The 17,156-nt window shown below is 55.8% G+C and carries 16 protein-coding genes; 8 read left to right on the top strand and 8 right to left on the bottom strand.

Annotated elements, in window-relative coordinates; translation table 11 throughout:
* Positions 1 to 48 precede the first annotated feature (48 nt).
* From Q1B21_RS12660 to Q1B21_RS12640, 5 genes are all read right to left on the bottom strand, one after another.
* Complete coding sequence (locus Q1B21_RS12660; RefSeq protein WP_299889823.1) at positions 49 to 876, bottom strand: polyphosphate kinase 2; 828 nt, start codon at positions 874 to 876, stop codon at positions 49 to 51.
* 126 nt (positions 877 to 1,002) lie between these two features.
* The gene (locus Q1B21_RS12655) at positions 1,003 to 2,064 is read right to left on the bottom strand and encodes a methyltetrahydrofolate cobalamin methyltransferase (protein WP_298934970.1); all 1,062 of its coding nucleotides are present in this window, start codon (positions 2,062 to 2,064) and stop codon (positions 1,003 to 1,005) included.
* A 9-nt stretch (positions 2,065 to 2,073) separates the two neighbouring features.
* Entirely contained in the window at positions 2,074 to 3,000 is a 927-nt protein-coding gene (locus Q1B21_RS12650) for a methylenetetrahydrofolate reductase (RefSeq protein ID WP_299890108.1), read from the bottom strand.
* 26 nt (positions 3,001 to 3,026) lie between these two features.
* Positions 3,027 to 3,323: a virulence factor gene (locus Q1B21_RS12645; RefSeq protein WP_298934969.1), complete on the bottom strand. Its 297-nt coding sequence runs from the start codon at positions 3,321 to 3,323 to the stop codon at positions 3,027 to 3,029.
* Between the two features lie 246 nt (positions 3,324 to 3,569).
* Positions 3,570 to 5,456: a PhoX family phosphatase gene (locus Q1B21_RS12640; RefSeq protein ID WP_299889820.1), complete on the bottom strand. Its 1,887-nt coding sequence runs from the start codon at positions 5,454 to 5,456 to the stop codon at positions 3,570 to 3,572.
* A gap of 180 nt (positions 5,457 to 5,636) precedes the next feature.
* On the opposite strand from Q1B21_RS12640, the gene Q1B21_RS12635 reads away from it, so the two are divergent.
* Positions 5,637 to 6,749: a Ppx/GppA phosphatase family protein gene (locus Q1B21_RS12635; RefSeq protein WP_299075498.1), complete on the top strand. Its 1,113-nt coding sequence runs from the start codon at positions 5,637 to 5,639 to the stop codon at positions 6,747 to 6,749.
* Positions 6,749 to 7,465: an RlmE family RNA methyltransferase gene (locus tag Q1B21_RS12630; protein ID WP_299889818.1), complete on the top strand. Its 717-nt coding sequence runs from the start codon at positions 6,749 to 6,751 to the stop codon at positions 7,463 to 7,465. Before Q1B21_RS12635 ends, Q1B21_RS12630 begins: the two co-directional genes overlap by 1 nt.
* Positions 7,466 to 7,467: 2 nt before the next feature.
* Here Q1B21_RS12630 and Q1B21_RS12625 read toward each other — a convergent pair whose 3' ends face one another.
* Both Q1B21_RS12625 and Q1B21_RS12620 read right to left on the bottom strand, forming a co-directional pair.
* Entirely contained in the window at positions 7,468 to 7,641 is a 174-nt protein-coding gene (locus tag Q1B21_RS12625; RefSeq protein WP_298934965.1) for a hypothetical protein, read from the bottom strand.
* 294 nt (positions 7,642 to 7,935) lie between these two features.
* Positions 7,936 to 8,802, bottom strand: a complete 867-nt coding sequence (locus Q1B21_RS12620) for a YihY/virulence factor BrkB family protein (RefSeq protein WP_299889816.1) — start codon at positions 8,800 to 8,802, stop codon at positions 7,936 to 7,938.
* Positions 8,803 to 8,974: 172 nt separating this feature from the next.
* Between Q1B21_RS12620 and Q1B21_RS12615 the strand changes: the two genes are divergently transcribed.
* The 3 genes from Q1B21_RS12615 (at position 8,975) to cls (ending at position 12,389) form a co-directional block, all read left to right on the top strand.
* Positions 8,975 to 10,051 carry an AI-2E family transporter gene (locus Q1B21_RS12615; RefSeq protein ID WP_298934963.1) on the top strand — a complete coding sequence of 359 codons (1,077 nt, stop codon included), beginning with the start codon at positions 8,975 to 8,977 and terminating at the stop codon, positions 10,049 to 10,051.
* 227 nt (positions 10,052 to 10,278) lie between these two features.
* Complete coding sequence (locus Q1B21_RS12610) at positions 10,279 to 10,554, top strand: hypothetical protein (protein ID WP_299889813.1); 276 nt, start codon at positions 10,279 to 10,281, stop codon at positions 10,552 to 10,554.
* A 422-nt stretch (positions 10,555 to 10,976) separates the two neighbouring features.
* The gene (gene cls / locus Q1B21_RS12605) at positions 10,977 to 12,389 is read left to right on the top strand and encodes a cardiolipin synthase (RefSeq protein WP_299889812.1); all 1,413 of its coding nucleotides are present in this window, start codon (positions 10,977 to 10,979) and stop codon (positions 12,387 to 12,389) included.
* Here cls and Q1B21_RS12600 read toward each other — a convergent pair.
* Positions 12,386 to 12,820, bottom strand: coding sequence for an ion channel (locus Q1B21_RS12600; RefSeq protein ID WP_298934960.1), 435 nt, complete (start codon positions 12,818 to 12,820; stop codon positions 12,386 to 12,388). The genes cls and Q1B21_RS12600 overlap by 4 nt on opposite strands.
* 175 nt (positions 12,821 to 12,995) lie before the next feature.
* Here Q1B21_RS12600 and Q1B21_RS12595 point away from each other — a divergent pair, with 175 nt between their 5' ends.
* Genes Q1B21_RS12595 through Q1B21_RS12585 form a run of 3 tightly spaced genes read left to right on the top strand, consistent with a single transcriptional unit; the run spans position 12,996 to position 17,084 of the window.
* Positions 12,996 to 13,643, top strand: coding sequence for an ABC transporter ATP-binding protein (locus Q1B21_RS12595; RefSeq protein ID WP_299890106.1), 648 nt, complete (start codon positions 12,996 to 12,998; stop codon positions 13,641 to 13,643).
* Positions 13,640 to 16,054: an ABC transporter permease gene (locus tag Q1B21_RS12590; RefSeq protein WP_299889809.1), complete on the top strand. Its 2,415-nt coding sequence runs from the start codon at positions 13,640 to 13,642 to the stop codon at positions 16,052 to 16,054. The genes Q1B21_RS12595 and Q1B21_RS12590 overlap by 4 nt, the downstream gene beginning before the upstream one ends.
* The gene (locus Q1B21_RS12585) at positions 16,044 to 17,084 is read left to right on the top strand and encodes a lipocalin-like domain-containing protein (RefSeq protein WP_299889807.1); all 1,041 of its coding nucleotides are present in this window, start codon (positions 16,044 to 16,046) and stop codon (positions 17,082 to 17,084) included. Before Q1B21_RS12590 ends, Q1B21_RS12585 begins: the two co-directional genes overlap by 11 nt.
* The last annotated feature ends 72 nt before the right edge of the window (positions 17,085 to 17,156 follow it).

Here is a 17,156-nt window from a genome sequence, read left to right as displayed (position 1 = left end):
CGCCAGCCAAGGTTCAAGCCGGATCATCTGGGCCGCGGCGCAAAATCGTCATTCCGTCCGCGCACGCAGACTGTTGATCAGGGACTGATCCAGGTCCAAGGCCTCGCAGGCCGCGTCCAACGTGCGCGTATCCAAATGCTGAGGATTAAGGTCTACATCCTTCGAGAACGCCTTAACAACCGCGCTCATCGCGTTGATCCGCCCATATTTTTTGTTGTTTGCCGGAATAACATGCCACGGCGCCATACCTGTCGACGTACGGGCTAGCATCTCATCTACGGCAACCTCAGCCGCCTCCCATTTTTCGCGGTTGCGAAAATCCTCATAGGTTAGTTTCCAACGTTTCAGCGGATTGGTCAGACGCTCAGTAAAGCGTTTCATCTGTTCTTCGGGGGAAATGTGAAAGTACAGCTTCACGATCCGTGTCCCGTCATCCACCAGCATGCGTTCGAAATCGTTGATTTCTTGATACGCGGCGCGCCATCGATTTTCTGGTGTAAGGTTTTCGATCCGTTCGACCAACACTCGCCCATACCAGCTGCGATCAAAGGCTGAGATTGCCCCACTGGGTGGCAGCCGTTCCCAGAAGCGTAGCAGGTAGTGTCGATTGAGGTAGTAGTTCCTAGGCGCCCCGATAGGCCAAACCTTGAAGCTGCGCGGATCCAGGGCCTGACTGATCCGACGGATTGTACCGCCCTTGCCTGCGGCATCCCACCCTTCGAATACGATCACCCCCTTTAAATCATGAAACAAAAAGGCCTGTTGAATACGCGCAAGCTGCGCCTGCAGATCCGCAAGCTGATCGTAATAGTCGTGCTTTGCCAACCGTTGCGACAGGTCAGCGTCCGACAGTTTCGGAGGGTGATGTCTTGCCATGATAATGCCTGATCGTTGTGTGCTGGGTCAGGCCATTTTGCCCAAATCGGGGATCCTGGCATTGATCAGAGTCAAACGAAAAAGGCCGGGCTTATGGCCCGGCCTCGCTTGATGGTTTCAAGTAAATCAGGCGCGACGACGGCGGCCACCGCCACGACGACCACCTCCGGCCCCTTCGGCCCCGGCTTCGCTGGGGGCTTTGTTGAACTTGATCCACGCCCCACCATGCGGGTCGTTGTTGGTCAACAGATTGGCGGCGCGAATGGCCTCCATCTCTTTCCCGGCACGCGGCAGTGTCGAACCCAGACCGAACAGCTGGCAGAAAGTTTCATCATCCATATCGGCGGGCAAGATAATGCCTTTGGCTTCAACTTCGGCCTTTTTCTCGGCCAGTTTCTTGGGACCAACCGGCAGCGCCACCGGGTTCATGATCGCCGAAGTCATGCCTGCGCCCATAGCCATCGGAAGGAAGGCGTTGTTGATACCGTGGCGGTTCGGCAGGCCGAACGAGACGTTGGAAGCGCCGCAAGTGGTGTTTACACCAAGTTCCTCGCGCAAGCGACGGACCAGAGCAAACACCTGCTGGCCAGCGGTTGCCATCGCACCAATGGGCATCACCAAGGGGTCAACGACGATGTCATGCGCAGGGATACCGAAGTCGGCAGCGCGCTCGACAATCTTTTTGGCCACTTCGAACCGTACATTTGGATCTTCTGAAATACCCGTATCGTCGTTCGAGATTGCAACAACTGGCACGTTATACTTCTTGACGAGCGGCAGAACCAATTCCAGACGATCCTCCTCGCCAGTGACCGAATTCAGCAGAGGACGACCTTCCGCCGCCTCAAGCCCGGCTTCCAACGCACCGGGAACCGAGGAATCGACGCAAAGCGGAACGTCGACCAGCCCCTGCACCAGTTCAACGATCTTGCGCATCAGTGGCGGCTCGGTCTCGTTTGGGTTGGGGTTCGAGTTGTAGACAACGCCCGCGTTGATATCCAGAACCGTCGCGCCCGCCGCAACCTGGGCCAATGCATCCTTCTCGACAGTCGAGAAATCGCCTGCTTCCAGCTCAGCTGCCAGCTTCTTGCGACCGGTCGGATTGATCCGCTCACCGATCACACAAAACGGCTCATCAAAGCCCAGAACGGCAGTTTTTGTTTTTGATTCTACGACTGTACGCGTCATGTCCGTTCCTTAGGAGTTTACAGGCTTTGCCGAAGCGCCGCCGTTATTGATGGCCCAGTTGGCGTTGGTCTTGATTCCACCAAGCGGGAAGAAATGTACATTGGTGATGTTGAAATCCGGGTTGGCCGCTTTGTGGTTGGCCAGCTCGGTAATCACATCGGTCGGCTCGTAGGGCAGCAGCAGCTTTGACACGTCCATGGCACGCTTTTGCAGGACCTTCAGCGATGGGCCAACACCACAGGCGATGGCGAACTTGATCAGCGTCTGCAGCTTGGCCGGACCGGCGATACCGATATGGACTGGAATATCGATACCAGCTTCTTTCAGATTGTCGGCCCATTCGATGATCGGTTTGGCTTCAAAGGCAAATTGCGTGGCCAGAGCCATTTCTGCGTCGGTGGTTTCAGAGAACTTTTGCTTCCACCGCAGCGCATCGTCGACATTTTTGGTCGAACCGTCCGGATCAATGTCTTTGTTGCCTTCAGGATGCCCCGCAACATGCAGACGTTTGAAACCAGCCTTGTCGAACAGACCACTTTCCAACAACTGCATCGAGCTGTCGAAATCGCCGTGTGGGTTGGTAACACCACCGGCCAGCAGCAATGCCTGATCTACGCCCGCCTCGCCCTGATACATCGAGATCCAGTTTTCCAGCGTCGCCGCATCTTTGATAATCCGCGCCGGAAAGTGCGGCATGACCGGATAGCCTTCGTCAGTGATCCGCTTGGCGGTCTTGACCATATCCTCGATGGGCGTGCCTTCGATATGGGCGATGTAAACGCGTGTACCTTCGGGCAGCAGCGCGCGGAAATCTTCGACCTTTTCAGCCGTGCGCGGCATCACCTCAATCGAATAACCCTGCAAAAAGGCTTCGACGGTCGGGTTTACCGGGGCCTTTTCAGCCGCATCACGTTTCTTGAAGTTCAGCAAAGCCATCGCGGCCTCCCATAAAGATTTTGGGCTCATGCCCAACCGTCATTGGCAATCAGGGTCTTGATGCGATCCTGATCGTATTCCGTTTCCAGACGCACGGCTTCTGCCTCGGCAATCTCGGCTGGCTCGCCTTCGACTGCAAAGGGGGCCGCCTTGCGCCACTCAGCCAGATAGGCATCACTGTCCTTGGCGTTCACCTTCATTGCAGCCCGGTCGATGGCTTGCTCGAACCGTTCCTCCAACTGCCGCTTGGCCCCACGTCGGCCTTTGCCAACGATGACCTGAGCGGGAATGTCGCGCCAGTATACGATAGTGACGTCAGGCATCGCCGTGATTCCTCCTAACCAGATGGGCTGGTTCTAAACTTCTATGTGGGCGCGGGTCGGTCGAATTTCGACACACGACGCTTATCCAGCGACGTTTTTTGCCCACGACCGGATATGGGGCTTTTAGCCAATTCCTTACAGAACACGCATATCAAAATTCTCAACGTCACTATGAAATCGGCGCATAAACAAAGAAAACCCCGAACGGCGTCCACCGTTCAGGGTCATTTTCAGGCTTAAGAGGGCTTAACCGAGCAAGCCACCGTCATCGCGCGTGACCGCAATGATGGCCGAGCGTGGCACTGCATCACCCCCTTCTGGCCAGTGGCTGTTGCCGTCCTCGCCCGGATGCTGAATGCCAACAAACATGGTGCGACGATCCGGGGACCAGCTTAGGCCAGTAACCTCACACTCGTTAGGACCCACAAGGAAACGGCGGATTTCACCGGTGACCGGGTCACCCGCCAGCATCTGGTTATTGCCCTGCCCTTCAAAGTCGCCTTCGTTGGAGTACGTACCGTCCGTCTGGATCCACAACAGACCATGGTTGTCGAATTTCAGACCATCGGGTGAGTTGAACATGTTGTCAGCATTCACGTTGTCCGACCCGCCATAGGCGTCTTGATGGACGGTTGGGTTGCCAGCAAGCACGTACAGATCCCAGCCAAAGCCGGCGGCAGTATGATCGCCCCCATCCGGGCGCCACCGCACGATCTGGCCATAGTTATTTGCCTCACGCGGGTTCGGCCCCCCTGCGGGTGTTTCATCGCCGCCTGCATTCGGCTTTACACCCCGGTTCTTGTTGTTGGTGAGACAGCAATAGACCTCGGGTGCGTTTGGATTTGCCGCAACCCATTCGGGCCGGTCCATCGTGGTCGCACCGACGGCCGAGGCACCCTGACGAGTATGCACGCTGACTTCGGCTGCAGAGGCAAGGCCAGTCGTTTCGGGGGTCAGGTCCAACCACTCACCCGTGCCATCGTCGTTGAATTTCGCGACGGAAAGGGTGCCGTTTTCCAACAGCGGGTTGGTATCGACGCCAGGCGCATAAACGCCGTCAGACACGAAGCGATACAGGAACTCGCCCCGCTCATCATCGCCCATATACACAACAACGCGACCATCGTTGTTGACGACAGTTTCTGCGTTTTCGTGTTTGAAACGGCCCAAAGCCGTCAGCTTACGAGGTGTCGACGTCGGGTCAGATGGGTCAATCTCGACGACATAGCCTGCACGATGCGGTTCATTCGGATGTTTGGACACGTCGAACCGTTCGTCAATCTTGGCCCAGCCATATCCCCAGTCTTTCGAGGACACTCCATAGCGCTTCAGATGGTCTTCGACTTCGTGGTTTTCGTCAGCTGCGGAAAAGTAACCGTTAAAGTTCTCTTCACAGGCCAGATAGGTGCCCCACGGCGTCTTGCCGTTACCGCAATTATTCCAAGTGCCTTTGCATGTAGTGCCGCTTGGATCCGCAGCCGTTTTCATCAAGTCATCGCCTGCTGCAGGCCCTGTCAGAGTCATGACGGTCTGGGGTGTAACGCGGCGGTTATAAGGGCTGTCTTTTACGATACCCCACTTACCGTCGGTATTGGCGATTTCAACGACGGTTACACCATGGGCCATCATACCCTTGGCGACATCATCGTCAGATGCTGCCTTGGCATCGGGGTTGTTGCCCCAAAGAATATCGCGATTGGTATATTCGTTGTTGACGACCAGCAGGGTATGACCGTCGTGAAAGAACACGTCCTGGCCGTCAGTGTTGTCCCCAAACGCCCGTTCCTGGCTGGCTGCGGTGCCACGGGTCGCATGGTCGAATTCAGGTGCATCAGACCACAGCGGATCCCCCCACCGTACCATGACTTCGGCTTTGTACCCCGGCGGTACAATCACTTCGTCCGCTGTAGAGATCGGAATTGCCTCGAATGAGAACCGGTCCGATGCAGCGCTTGCACCTGAGGGCAGAATCGATCCACCAACAGCCGTGAAACTGCCCATGGCCAGAACACCACCCAAAAATCCGCGACGCGACAAGGCGCGTTCGACAATGCGGTCAAATTCGCATTCTTCTGGTCGTGGATTTACGACTTCGTCAAATTCATCAAAGGAAAGAGGGCGCTCATCATTCATGGCAGACTCCGTATCTGGCTGTAAGCTGGTAGAGAATCCCGCAATGGGTTTCGACCAATCAGGTCGCATCCCAGTATGAACCGCATGTGACAGTTGCGTTAAATTCAAAATTGAAATCGCTTGCACGTCGGCGAAGCGCCGCCTAGGGTCGGGGTAACTTGAAAATCGGAGGGCGTGACGATGGCGCCCAAGCGTCCCAAAGGTGCGGGCGCGTTCCCGAAAGCGGTTGAAAGCCCCGCGCCGGATAGACCCGATCCAGATGCTTTGTATGCGGCGCTGGATTTGGGGACAAATAGCTGCCGCATGTTGATAGCCCAGCCCAAGGCAAGCGGGTTCCATGTGGTAGACAGCTTCTCCAAGTCCGTGCAGTTGGGTGCCGGATTGGAACGCACCGGGCGGCTGTCACGGGCGTCGATGGCGCGCACCGTACAGGCCCTGCGGATTTGCCAGCAAAAGCTGAAACGCAATAAAGTCAAACGGATGCGTCTGGTCGCGACCGAGGCGTGCCGGCGGGCAAAAAATTCACGTGATTTCATCCGCCAGGTGAAACGTGAAACCGGTCTGACGCTTGAGATCATTCAGCCCGAAGAAGAAGCCCGTTTGGCCGTCATTTCATGCGCCCCGTTGGTTTCAACCAAGACCGAGCAATTGCTAGTTGTGGACATTGGTGGCGGATCGACGGAACTTGTTTGGATCGATATCTCGTCAATTGCGCGCCGGGACCGTCCGGCGGCGATCATGCGATTGCACAACGGGTTCCACACCGCAGATAGCCCCTTTCCCGCCGCCAAAGTGGTGGACTGGATCAGTGTGCCCCTTGGCGTTGCGACACTGCGGGATCAGTTCAATGATGTCGAGGATGACTCGGCCCGGTTTGCTTTGATGAGCTGGTTCTTTGAAGAAAACCTGGCCGATTTTGCCCCATATAAAGACGAACAGACCCGCGAAGGGTTTCAGATTGTCGGCACCAGCGGCACGGTGACCACAGTCGCGGCCTCGCATCTTGGCCTCAAGCGTTATGACCGGACCAAAGTGGACGGGTTGCGTATGACCAGCGATCAGATTGACAAAGTCATACGTGGTTATCTAGAACTCGGCCCTCATGGGCGCCGCCGCGATCCCCGTATCGGTGATGATAGGCAGGCCCTGATCATGTCCGGCTCGGCCATTTTGCAGGCATTGCTGCGTTGCTGGCCCACCGACCGCCTCTCCGTGGCGGACCGGGGGCTGCGCGAGGGCCTGCTTTATGCTCAGATGAGCGCGGACGGCGTATTGGAAGACGGACCGTTTTAATGGCGAAGACACCAACTGGTAAAAACACCTCGGGTCGCGGACAACGCGACCTGAAGGTTCAAGTGAAAACGGCACGCGGGCGCAAGCTCAGCTCGACCCGCTGGCTGCAGAGGCAGTTGAATGATCCCTACGTCAAACGGGCGCAGACCGAAGGTTATCGGGGGCGTGCTGCGTTCAAGATACTGGAACTGGACGAAAAATTCCGCTTTCTTGTACCGGGCGCACGGGTAGTTGATCTGGGCTGTGCTCCGGGTGGCTGGTGTCAGGTCGCCGTCAAACGCGTTAACGCGCTGGGTGAGAAATCCGGCAAGAAAATCGGCACTGTTCTGGGCATCGACATACAAGAGGTTGAACCGATCGCAGGGGCCGAAATTCATGTGTTGGATTTCATGGAAGACGACGCAGATCAAAAGGTCAAAGAGTGGATGGGCGGCAAGGCCGATGTGGTGATGTCTGACATGGCGGCCTCGTCATCGGGACACAAGCAAACGGACCACTTGCGGATCATGGCCCTGTGCGAAACGGCGGCCTATTTTTCATTCGATGTTCTGGAAGAAGGTGGAACCTTTGTTGCCAAAGTTTTGGCTGGGGGCGCCGAAGGTGACCTGCAAAAACTGTTGAAACAGAAGTTCGACAAAGTGGCCAATGTAAAACCACCTGCATCTCGTTCGGACAGTTCTGAAAAGTTTGTTGTTGCAACCGAGTTCCGTGGCTGAGGTCAATCCTCGAGCGCGAAATGATCCTTTGCGAGACGCGGCTCGCGCCAAGATGCTGTGGCGATTCCCTGCAACAGCAGCGCCTCCCCGTGATTCAGATCAACGGGCTTTCTGTCGCGCAGCTCGGCAATTCGCTGATCAAGCGAAACCTTCTGCTTTGTCGTTTTGTCCGACATTGGTCACCTTTAAACACATTCAGAGCATCATTCTGCTCAGAAGCGTAGTCACCAAATCCGACGGGAAAATGGCTTAATACTGGCACGATGGTGCCATGTCAGCGGGCAAGTTGTGTCGACAATAGCAGCAAGCTTGGATCTTGTGGCATCCGAGCCAATGCTTAGTTCAATACATCTCAGGCAGCATCCGGGCCCCGGTCGATCTGCGCCAACTGCACTAGCATAGGTCAGGCTTCGGCCCGTTGCGGATCCATCATGGCAACCTCGCGTAACGTCACAGCCATACCGCCAGCCTCATGAGGCATCGACTTTGGCTTTGGTACGCAATGCGATCAGGGCACCGTTGTATTCCGCCCCAAGGATCAGCATTGCTGCACAAAGGTAAAGAAAGATCAAAGCCGCCATGGCGCCCGCCAGCCCGGCATAGGTAGCGCTGTAAGTTGCGAATTGAGCGATATAGATAGAAAACACCCATCCTCCGATCGCCCACAATATCAGTGTCAGAAAGACGCCCGGAAAGATCTGAGACAACCGGTGTCGGCGCGTCGGCAGGATCAAATGAGCCAAGAGAACGGTTCCCACAGGAACGGCCACGGTAAACGTCCATCGCAACCTGTCCACCGAAAGCCAATCGGATACATTCACCGCCGTTCTGTCTGAAACCAGCTGAGTGTAGACCGGCAAGACTACTTCGAACGCTGCGATGGCCAGAATCGCTGCGCCGCCTAAAATGACCAACACGAAGCATAACAGCCGCGTTTTCCAGAACGGCCAGTGATCATAGTCGTGATAGGCTTGGTTTATCGCGGCCCGCACAGCGGCCACACCATTTGATGCAAAATAGACTGCCAGCAAACCCCCGAGCGTGATCACGCCCGACCCTGATCCGGCCAGAACCGCGCGCAATTCGGAAACGATCGGGTCGGCAACATCCTTGGGCCATGCGCCAAAAATCAGATCGATCAATTCATCTGTCGCATATCCCTGCGACAGTGTGCCAGCCAAAGCCACCGTAAACAGAACAAAGGGAAACAGCGCCATCATCAGCGACATGGCGACATGGCTGCTCATGACGAACCCGTTCTTGTCGTTAAAGCGGCGAATGGCCATCCACAACGCCTGCACGGGAAGACCAACCGAGGGAATCACATGTCCGGTCATACTTTGACCCTATCGCGACACCGAAAAACACAGAACCCGTCAAACGCGACACACGGCAATAATCGATCCGACAAATATCTGACTGCATTGCATAAACTCAATCGCTTGTGCAGGATCAGGATATCTACGCCATTTTTTCCAGCGCATCGCCGCGCGCATTTCAGGGATCTGGATGACCTCGGATCAGCAAGACACACCGGATCGCCCAAGACTTAAGTTGTCGGTCGTTCGCGACACCTGCATTGTCGCCAGCCTTTTGGTGTTGGGACTATATGCAGGGGCTGCCTTCCTGATCCCGCTGACCATGGCACTGTTAGTAAATGTTCTGATCATCGCACTAAGCGACCGGGTTATCGCCGTTACGCGCGCGCCTGTCTGGTTGGCAAACATCGCTGGAGTAACTGTGGTTTTAGCCGGTTTGTTTATGATAATGTACATTCTGGGCAGTCAAGCCACCCAATTTGCGCGCTCAATCGGCACTTATGAAACACAATTTGACAGCGCGGTTGATCGGATTACCGGCTTGGTGGGCAATGATATCACCACCTTCATCCGTGACAATCTGGTCAGTATCGACATGTCTTATCTGGCCCGCCTGTTACTGGGCAGCGCAACATCCCTGCTGAACCAGTTCTTTCTGATCAGCCTCTATGTTGCGTTTCTGATGGCCGAACGCCTTGCCTTTCGCAAGAAAATCCAGCTGGCCGCAGGCAGTCCACAAACCGGCGCAGAGTTCTCGTCGATGCTTGACGCGATCTCGTTCAGCCTTCAGCGTTATGTCGGGGTTAAGACGCTCATCAGCCTGTTTACGGCTGGTATCAGTTATGCGGTATTCAAAGTTCTGGGGTTGGAATACGCCGAGACTTGGGCGGTACTGACCTTTGCGTTGAACTTCATCCCGTCAATCGGATCGATTATCGCGGTGATTTTCCCGGCAATGATTGCTTTGGTGCAATTCGACAGCATCGGCCCGTTTCTGATCATTGTTCTGGGCTGTGGCACGCTGCAGTTCCTGATCGGTAACTTCCTGGATCCTGCCCTGTTGGGGAGGTCGCTGAACATGTCCACATTCCTTGTCATTCTGGCTCTAACCTTCTGGACGACGGTTTGGGGGTTGATCGGTGCGTTCCTCAGCGTGCCTTTGACTGTCTGCATTCTGATTGTCTTTAGCCATGTTCCGGCATTGCGCCCCATTGCGATCCTGATGTCCCTGGACGGTAGTCTGGGCGAAGACGACAACGGGACCTAAAGGTCCGGGTTGTTTGGCCAGTAAAAGATCATTTAGAAATTGGACATTTCGAATTCGAGATGTATTTGCATCGCAGAACATGCATCTCTGCTTCAATTCTTACGATACACGCAGATCAGCATCCTACAGATGAATTTGAACTTCGAATACCGCCGATGACTCGGCTTTTACATAAGTCGTGGCCGCGGGACCGCCGCTAAACGTTAATGACATATGACCGCCCCCCCATGACACGTGGATGGCAAGCTGGCGACCGCCGCAATCGCGACATGGTGAGCTATTCCAGCATTGACGCGGGATCAAAAGCCCAACATCGGCGCGATACCAAAGCAGGCATGCAAATCGAGGATCCAACCATCGCTTGTCTGCGGAAGACCGAGATTATGTCACTGATCAGATCGGCAAAGGTCACCTGGTCAATCGTGATGAGTATCTGCCAACAAACCACTAGTTTTGTGCTATTCCGTAACACCAATCATCTGATCGCCGAGGAGGTACGCTGACATGCGCACTATCCGGGTGAGGCCGCTCTGCCTTATCGGCTACCCTCTGAGAGGCGTATGACCTGCGCGGCGGATGAAATCACCTCTGGCACGCTTGAACATGGCAGAGACGTCGCACAATCAATTGATTTTATGTATAATTTTAGCGTTTCTGGCAACTCGTTGGCGCACTATTCGACAGACAATAGCCCCGACCACAAAACCTACGTCTATCGACGAGGGAACCCGCGAGCGTCTGCGCCGAGATATCTTCTATTTCATCGATAACGGCGATCTGTCTTTGCGTATTGGCGATTGGAAACTGATCTTGTCTTAGCAAAGGGCCCGGGCCATGAGTTGATAGGCTCATCGTGGATATGGCGCATGACTGGCCACGCATCTACACTAGGGCAAACTGAACGACCTCGGAGTCACCCAACCCCATGTGGACACTACTCTTTTCCGTCTTCGTTTTTGCCCTGTACGTCACGGCGGCTGTGTTTTCCGTGCGTGCCGCACAGACCGCACGCACGCCGCAGGGAGCCGTCGGTTGGGTGGTATTTTTGCTGTCAGCGCCCTTTTTCGCGGTGCCTATGTATCTGTTTCTGGGCCATCATCGGTTTCGTGGCTACCGGATCGCCCGACAGGAAAGCGAACGGGTTGTCGAAGGCATCAAGACTTTTGCCGACTATTCCAAACCCGATCCCGCGTCTATGTCGATCAATCCTCGCCCGTTTGAGTTTTTGGCTCACCTGCCCGTCTCACGCGGCAACGGTGCGCAGTTGCTGATTGATGGGCAAGCAACATTTGATGCTATCTTTGAGGCGATTGATGCCGCCAAAAGCTATGTCCTGATTCAGTTCTATATCATCCGTGACGATGCGCTGGGGCAAAAGCTTCAGGAAAAGCTGATCGAAGCGTCAAAACGTGGAGTTCATGTACGGTTCATGACCGACGCTGTCGGTAGCTATGGCCTGCCCACGCAATATCTGGAAACGATGCAGGAAGCCGGGATTGATGTCGCCGATCCACGGCAACAGCGCGGCCCGAATTTTCGCTTTCAGCTAAACTACCGCAATCACCGCAAAACCGTGATCATTGATGGCGAAACCGGCTTTATCGGCGGGCATAATGTAGGTGTCGAATATTTGGGCGAAGATCCACATTTTGGCCACTGGCGTGATACCCATTTGAAGATGACCGGGCATGTTGTTCGACAGCTGCAGCTCATCTTTTCGGAGGATTGGCATTGGGCCCATGACGAAGATTTGATCGATCATCTGGATTGGGCAGGCAGCGTATCAGAGCAGGACATGAACGCTCTTTTGGTGGCGACCGGTCCCGGGGACGATACTGAAACAGGGGCGATGATGTTTTTTTCCGCCATCGCCGAGGCAAAAGAGCGCCTATGGATCGCATCTCCCTATTTTGTTCCGGACATCGACATCATGACAGCGCTGCAACACGCAGCGATGCGCGGCGTGGATGTCCGCATTCTTGTTCCTGAGGTGATTGACCACCGTCTGCCCTGGCTAGCTGCCTTCGCTTACTTTGACGAGGTTCGGGACTGTGGCGCGCGGGTATTTCGATACACCGATGGCTTCATGCACCAGAAGGTATTTGTGGTCGATGACACTCTGATGGCGGTCGGCACAACCAACCTCGACAACCGCTCTTTCCGTCTGAACTTTGAGGCGATGGCCCTGTTTTTTGATACCCGCGCCGCACATGATGTGGAACAAATGCTACTGGCTGATTTCGAAGCGAGTTACGAGCTGACACGGTCCCTGTCCCAACAACCGGCCCATATCCGGTTCGGCGCCCCACTGGCCCGTTTGTTCGCACCGATCCTTTAGGAAAAGAAGTTCTCCTGAAACACCCGTGTCATCAGCGCTACCATATAGGCCGTAGACAATCCGAACGCCAAAAGTCCGGCCACAGCCGCAAATGAGCCAAAGATTCGCAGGCCATCCCCCAAGACGATGTCGCCATAACCTAGAGTCGTGAATGTGACCAACGAGAAATAAAGGGCTGAATTCAAATCCGGCAACACCTTAAGCAGCACCCAGACAATGGCCCAGAGCCAAACTTGAATTGTATGCGTTGCGACAATGAAAGCTAACGCAGTGGCAATCGGACCTGCTGTGCCCATGAACAAGCCGCGCGCGGACCATTTTGCTTCCATTTTCATAATGACCACGGTGCACCAGGTCAGCAAAAGGATCTCGACCACGATGCAGAGACCCAGAAAAGTACTGCCCCAAAAGATCTGGTGCGGCAACGTCATGTTTTTACATCCTGAATTGCGGCTTCGGTTTGCCCGTGCAGAATGACCCTTGGCGCCCCCGGGTACAAGCCCGACCCTGCATGACTTTGCCTGCGGCGAATGGAACCGGATACATGTCAGCACTGGACAGGCACGCAAACAGTTGCACATCCTGCGCAGTAAGACGGGTCAGGCCATGTTATTGAATATCGACAACATCCAGAAATCCTATCCGGGCGGGCGACCTGTTTTAAAGGGCGTTTCGCTAACATTGGATAAGGGCCAAACGCTTGCACTGACCGGAGAAAGTGGCAGCGGCAAAAGTACTTTGTTGAATCTGGCAGGCGCGCTGGACAGTTTCGATCAGGGCGAGATCACACTGGACGGAACGCGTTTGTCGCCGTTGGATGACGCAGGTCGTGCGCAACTGCGCCGCCAAAGCGTTTCGCTGGTATTTCAGCAATTCAACCTGATACCGTCTTTGACAGTTCTGCAAAACCTGACGTTCCACGCGCGTCTCGCCGAATGTCAGGACCAGGAATGGACCCTGCATCTGGCAGACAGGTTGGGCGTCGCAGATTTACTGGATCGACATCCCGAAAACCTGTCTGGCGGCCAGCAGCAACGGGTGGCGATCGGACGCGCCATGGCCGTGCGCCCCAAGTTGCTATTGGCGGATGAACCCACCGGTAATCTGGACGAAACCGCAAGCGCAAATGTGCTGGACCTGATGTTGGCGTTGGTCGCGGACACTGGCGCTGCGTTGCTGCTGGTCACCCATTCGCACGATATCGCTGCGCGGCTAGACCGTCGCGTCCATCTGTCTGGCGGGCATATTCAGTGACGCGAACGGTCCTACAGGCCCTGCTGTCTCATTGGCGTGCGCATCGCCTGCAGCTTGGAACACTGCTGATCGGTATCGCGCTGGCCACGGGCCTTTGGTCGGCCGTTCAGGCCATCAACTCCGAAGCGCGGGCAAGCTATGCGCGGGCGAATGCCCAATTGGCGCTTGGGCAGTTGGACGAATTACGAGACCCAACGGGGCCCATCCCTATTGCGCGTTATGTTGATCTTCGTCGCGCCGGATGGCAGGTCGCTGCTGTTTTGGAAGGGCCCTATCGGCTCGGTACACGCAGTGTGCACCTGATGGGCGTGGATATGGTGGCTTACCCGGCCCTGCCCGCCATTGTCGAAGCTGAACAGAGTGCCGCCGCCCCCGACCCTGCCGATATGTTGACCGCCCCGGGGCGCATTCTGGCCTCTTCGGAATTGGCACCACTGCTACGCGAACAGGGCGACTTGCCACCGATACTGGAAAGCTCTGCCTTGCCGCCAGACGTTATATTGACGGATATTGGTGTCGCCGAAACATTACTGGACCAGCAAGGAGATATCTCGCGCTTGGTCGTGCTTTCGGACCAGCCGCGGCTGGTCCCTGCCTTGTCAGACATCGCGCCGGAACTGCAACGATTTAGTCCATCATCCCAAGTGGATACGGACCAATTGACGGGCAGCTTTCACTTGAACCTATCGGCCTTTGGTATGCTGTCTTTTGCCGTCGGTTTGTTCATCGTCCATGGAACCGTCGGGCTGGCGTTTGCTCAGCGGCGCGGCATGATCAGAACGATGCGCGCACTTGGCGTATCGATGCGCCGTTTGGTTGTGTTGATCCTGGCCGAACTGACGTTTCTTGCAGTGATCGGCGGGGCATTGGGCCTGGCTCTGGGCTTCTTTATCGCTGGCGCACTGTTGCCGGATGTGGCCGCAACACTGCGCGGTTTGTACGGCGCCTCGGTCAGCGGACAGATGTCCTTGCGCCCGGAATGGGCCGCAGCAGGTATTGCCATGGCAGTGGCCGGAACGTTGCTTGCCAGCGGTCAGGCCCTCTGGCGTTTGTCACAGATGCCAATACTTACCGGCCCTGGAGTGCGCGCATGGCAAGACAACGCCCCGGCGCGTCGCTTGACTGCGCTGGCGGGTTTGATTCTGATTGCGGGCGGTACACTCGCATATCTTAGTGTCGGCGGTCTGATCGCAGGATTTGTTCTTCTTGCAGGTTTGCTCACCGGTGCCGCTTTGTTATTGCCGCTGTCTTTGTCCGGTGTCCTTGCCCTGTTCGCCCGACGCGCGCAGGGACCTGTTGCGCAATGGGTCTGGGCGGACATGCGGGCGCAATTGCCCGGCCTATCGCTTGCGCTGATGGCATTGCTTTTGGCCCTCGCCGCCAATATCGGCGTTGGAACAATGGTCTCAAGCTTTCGCCTGACCTTTGTCGGTTGGTTGGATCAGCGTTTGACCTCTGAGCTTTACGTCACAGCCGTAGACGACCAGCAAGGTCAGGAGATATCTGAGTGGCTCCAACCGCGTGTTGACGCGATTTTGCCACTTCGCACTGTCGAGCTGGCACATGAAACGGGGCCGTTGTTCTTGTATGGCATTGTTGATGACCCGGTGTATCGGCTGCATTGGCCTTTGATCACCTCGGCAACGGGTGTTTGGGACGACGTCATGACCGGGCATGCTGTTTTGATTAATGAACAACTGGGACGTCGCGCCGATCTCTGGCCTGGAGATACCCTTGAGCTTCGTCCCGGTCACGTTCTGACCATCGCAGGCGTCTATTCCGACTATGGAAACCCGACCGGGCAAGCCATGGTTTCAATGGCACAATTGGATCAGATCGCGCCGGGTGCCGAAACCCGACGGTTTGGCGTACGCATGCCCCCCGAGGATGCGACTGAGATGGCACAGGAGCTGCGACGCCAGTTTGATTTGCCCCGACAATCCGTAGTCCACCAGGCGGCGATGAAAGCGCAATCACGGGCCATTTTCGAAAAGACATTTGTTGTAACGTCGGCGTTAAACGTTCTGACCCTTGGCGTGGCAGGCTTTGCCATTCTCACCAGTCTGTTGACCTTGTGGACCCAACGCCTGCCGCAAATCGCGCCCGTCTGGGCGCTGGGGTTGGACCGATCCCAATTGGCCCGGTTAGAACTGATGCGCAGTGTGACGCTCGCAGCGCTTACGGCGTGCCTGGCTTTGCCGCTTGGGTTGGTTCTGTCCTGGGTTTTATTAACGGTGATCAACGTACAGGCCTTTGGTTGGCGCTTGCCAATGTATGTTTTTCCTCTGGATTGGCTCTATCTGTTTGTCCTTACACTTTTGGCAGCACTTATCGCGGCCGCCCTACCCGCGATGCGGTTGCTGCGCCTGCCACCTGCCGATTTGCTGAGGGTTTTTGCCAGTGAACGTTAGAGCCTTACTGATAGCCATCATGTGCATGCTGCCGGTATCCAGCTGGGCGCAGGGTTATGCTGGCCTGGGCGGGTCAGCCGATGGGTTCGAAATCCCCCAGCGCGGCTATCAGTTCGAGTTTCCCAAGGACCATGGACCACATCCCGCGTTTCGAATCGAATGGTGGTATCTGACCGCAAACCTGACAGCCGACGATGGCCGCGACTATGGCATTCAGTGGACGCTGTTCCGATCAGCCCTGAAGCCGTTCGAAACAGAAGGCTGGCAAAGCCCGCAAATCTGGATGGGTCATGCCGCGGTCACCACCCCTGAAACCCACTACTTTGCAGAACGTTTGTCGCGTGGCGGCATTGGGCAGGCCGGTGCAACAGCAGAGCCTTTTGCAGCATGGATTGATGAGTGGCAAATGAGCGGGCCCGACTTTGATACCCTGACACTCACTGCGAGCGGTAAAGACTTTGGGTATGATTTGTCGCTGAAAGCCCAGGGTCCATTGGTGTTTCACGGGGAAAATGGCTATTCGGTAAAGTCATCCGATGGGCAAGCCAGTCACTACTATTCACAACCATCGTACAATGTCGAAGGCGTGCTGCATCTGCCCGAGGGGGACATGGCGGTCAGCGGAAATGGTTGGTTGGACCGGGAATGGTCCTCACAACCCCTGGCCGAGGATCAGAGCGGGTGGGATTGGTTCTCGCTCAGCTTCGATGATGGGGACAAGCTGATGGCATTTCGTCTGCGCGGAGACCGGGGTGATTTCACCTCAGCAACCTGGATCAGCGCAGATGGGTCCTCTATGGCTTTGTCGGATGGGTCCACCAGTTTCACACCACTGGAAACAGCACATGTTGCGGGCCGCGACGTTCCGGTGGCATGGCGCGTGACTCTGCCAGATCGCGGTGTCGATGTTGAAGTGTCCGCGCTTGTGCCAGATGCCTGGATGGCCACCCGATTTGAATATTGGGAAGGGCCTGTGACCGTCACAGGCACCCATGAGGGGCGCGGGTATCTGGAGATGACGGGCTACTGACCAAGCGTCGCCGTCTGTTGTGCCAATCGGGCGCGTCTGATTTTTTTGTACAGAAGAAAAAAATGCAAAGCC

This window comes from uncultured Ruegeria sp. (assembly GCF_947504215.1).
In the GTDB taxonomy this organism is placed as follows: Bacteria; Pseudomonadota; Alphaproteobacteria; order Rhodobacterales; family Rhodobacteraceae; genus Ruegeria.
Note: the sequence above shows the minus strand (reverse complement) of the source record. Positions and strands in the feature narration are given on the sequence as shown.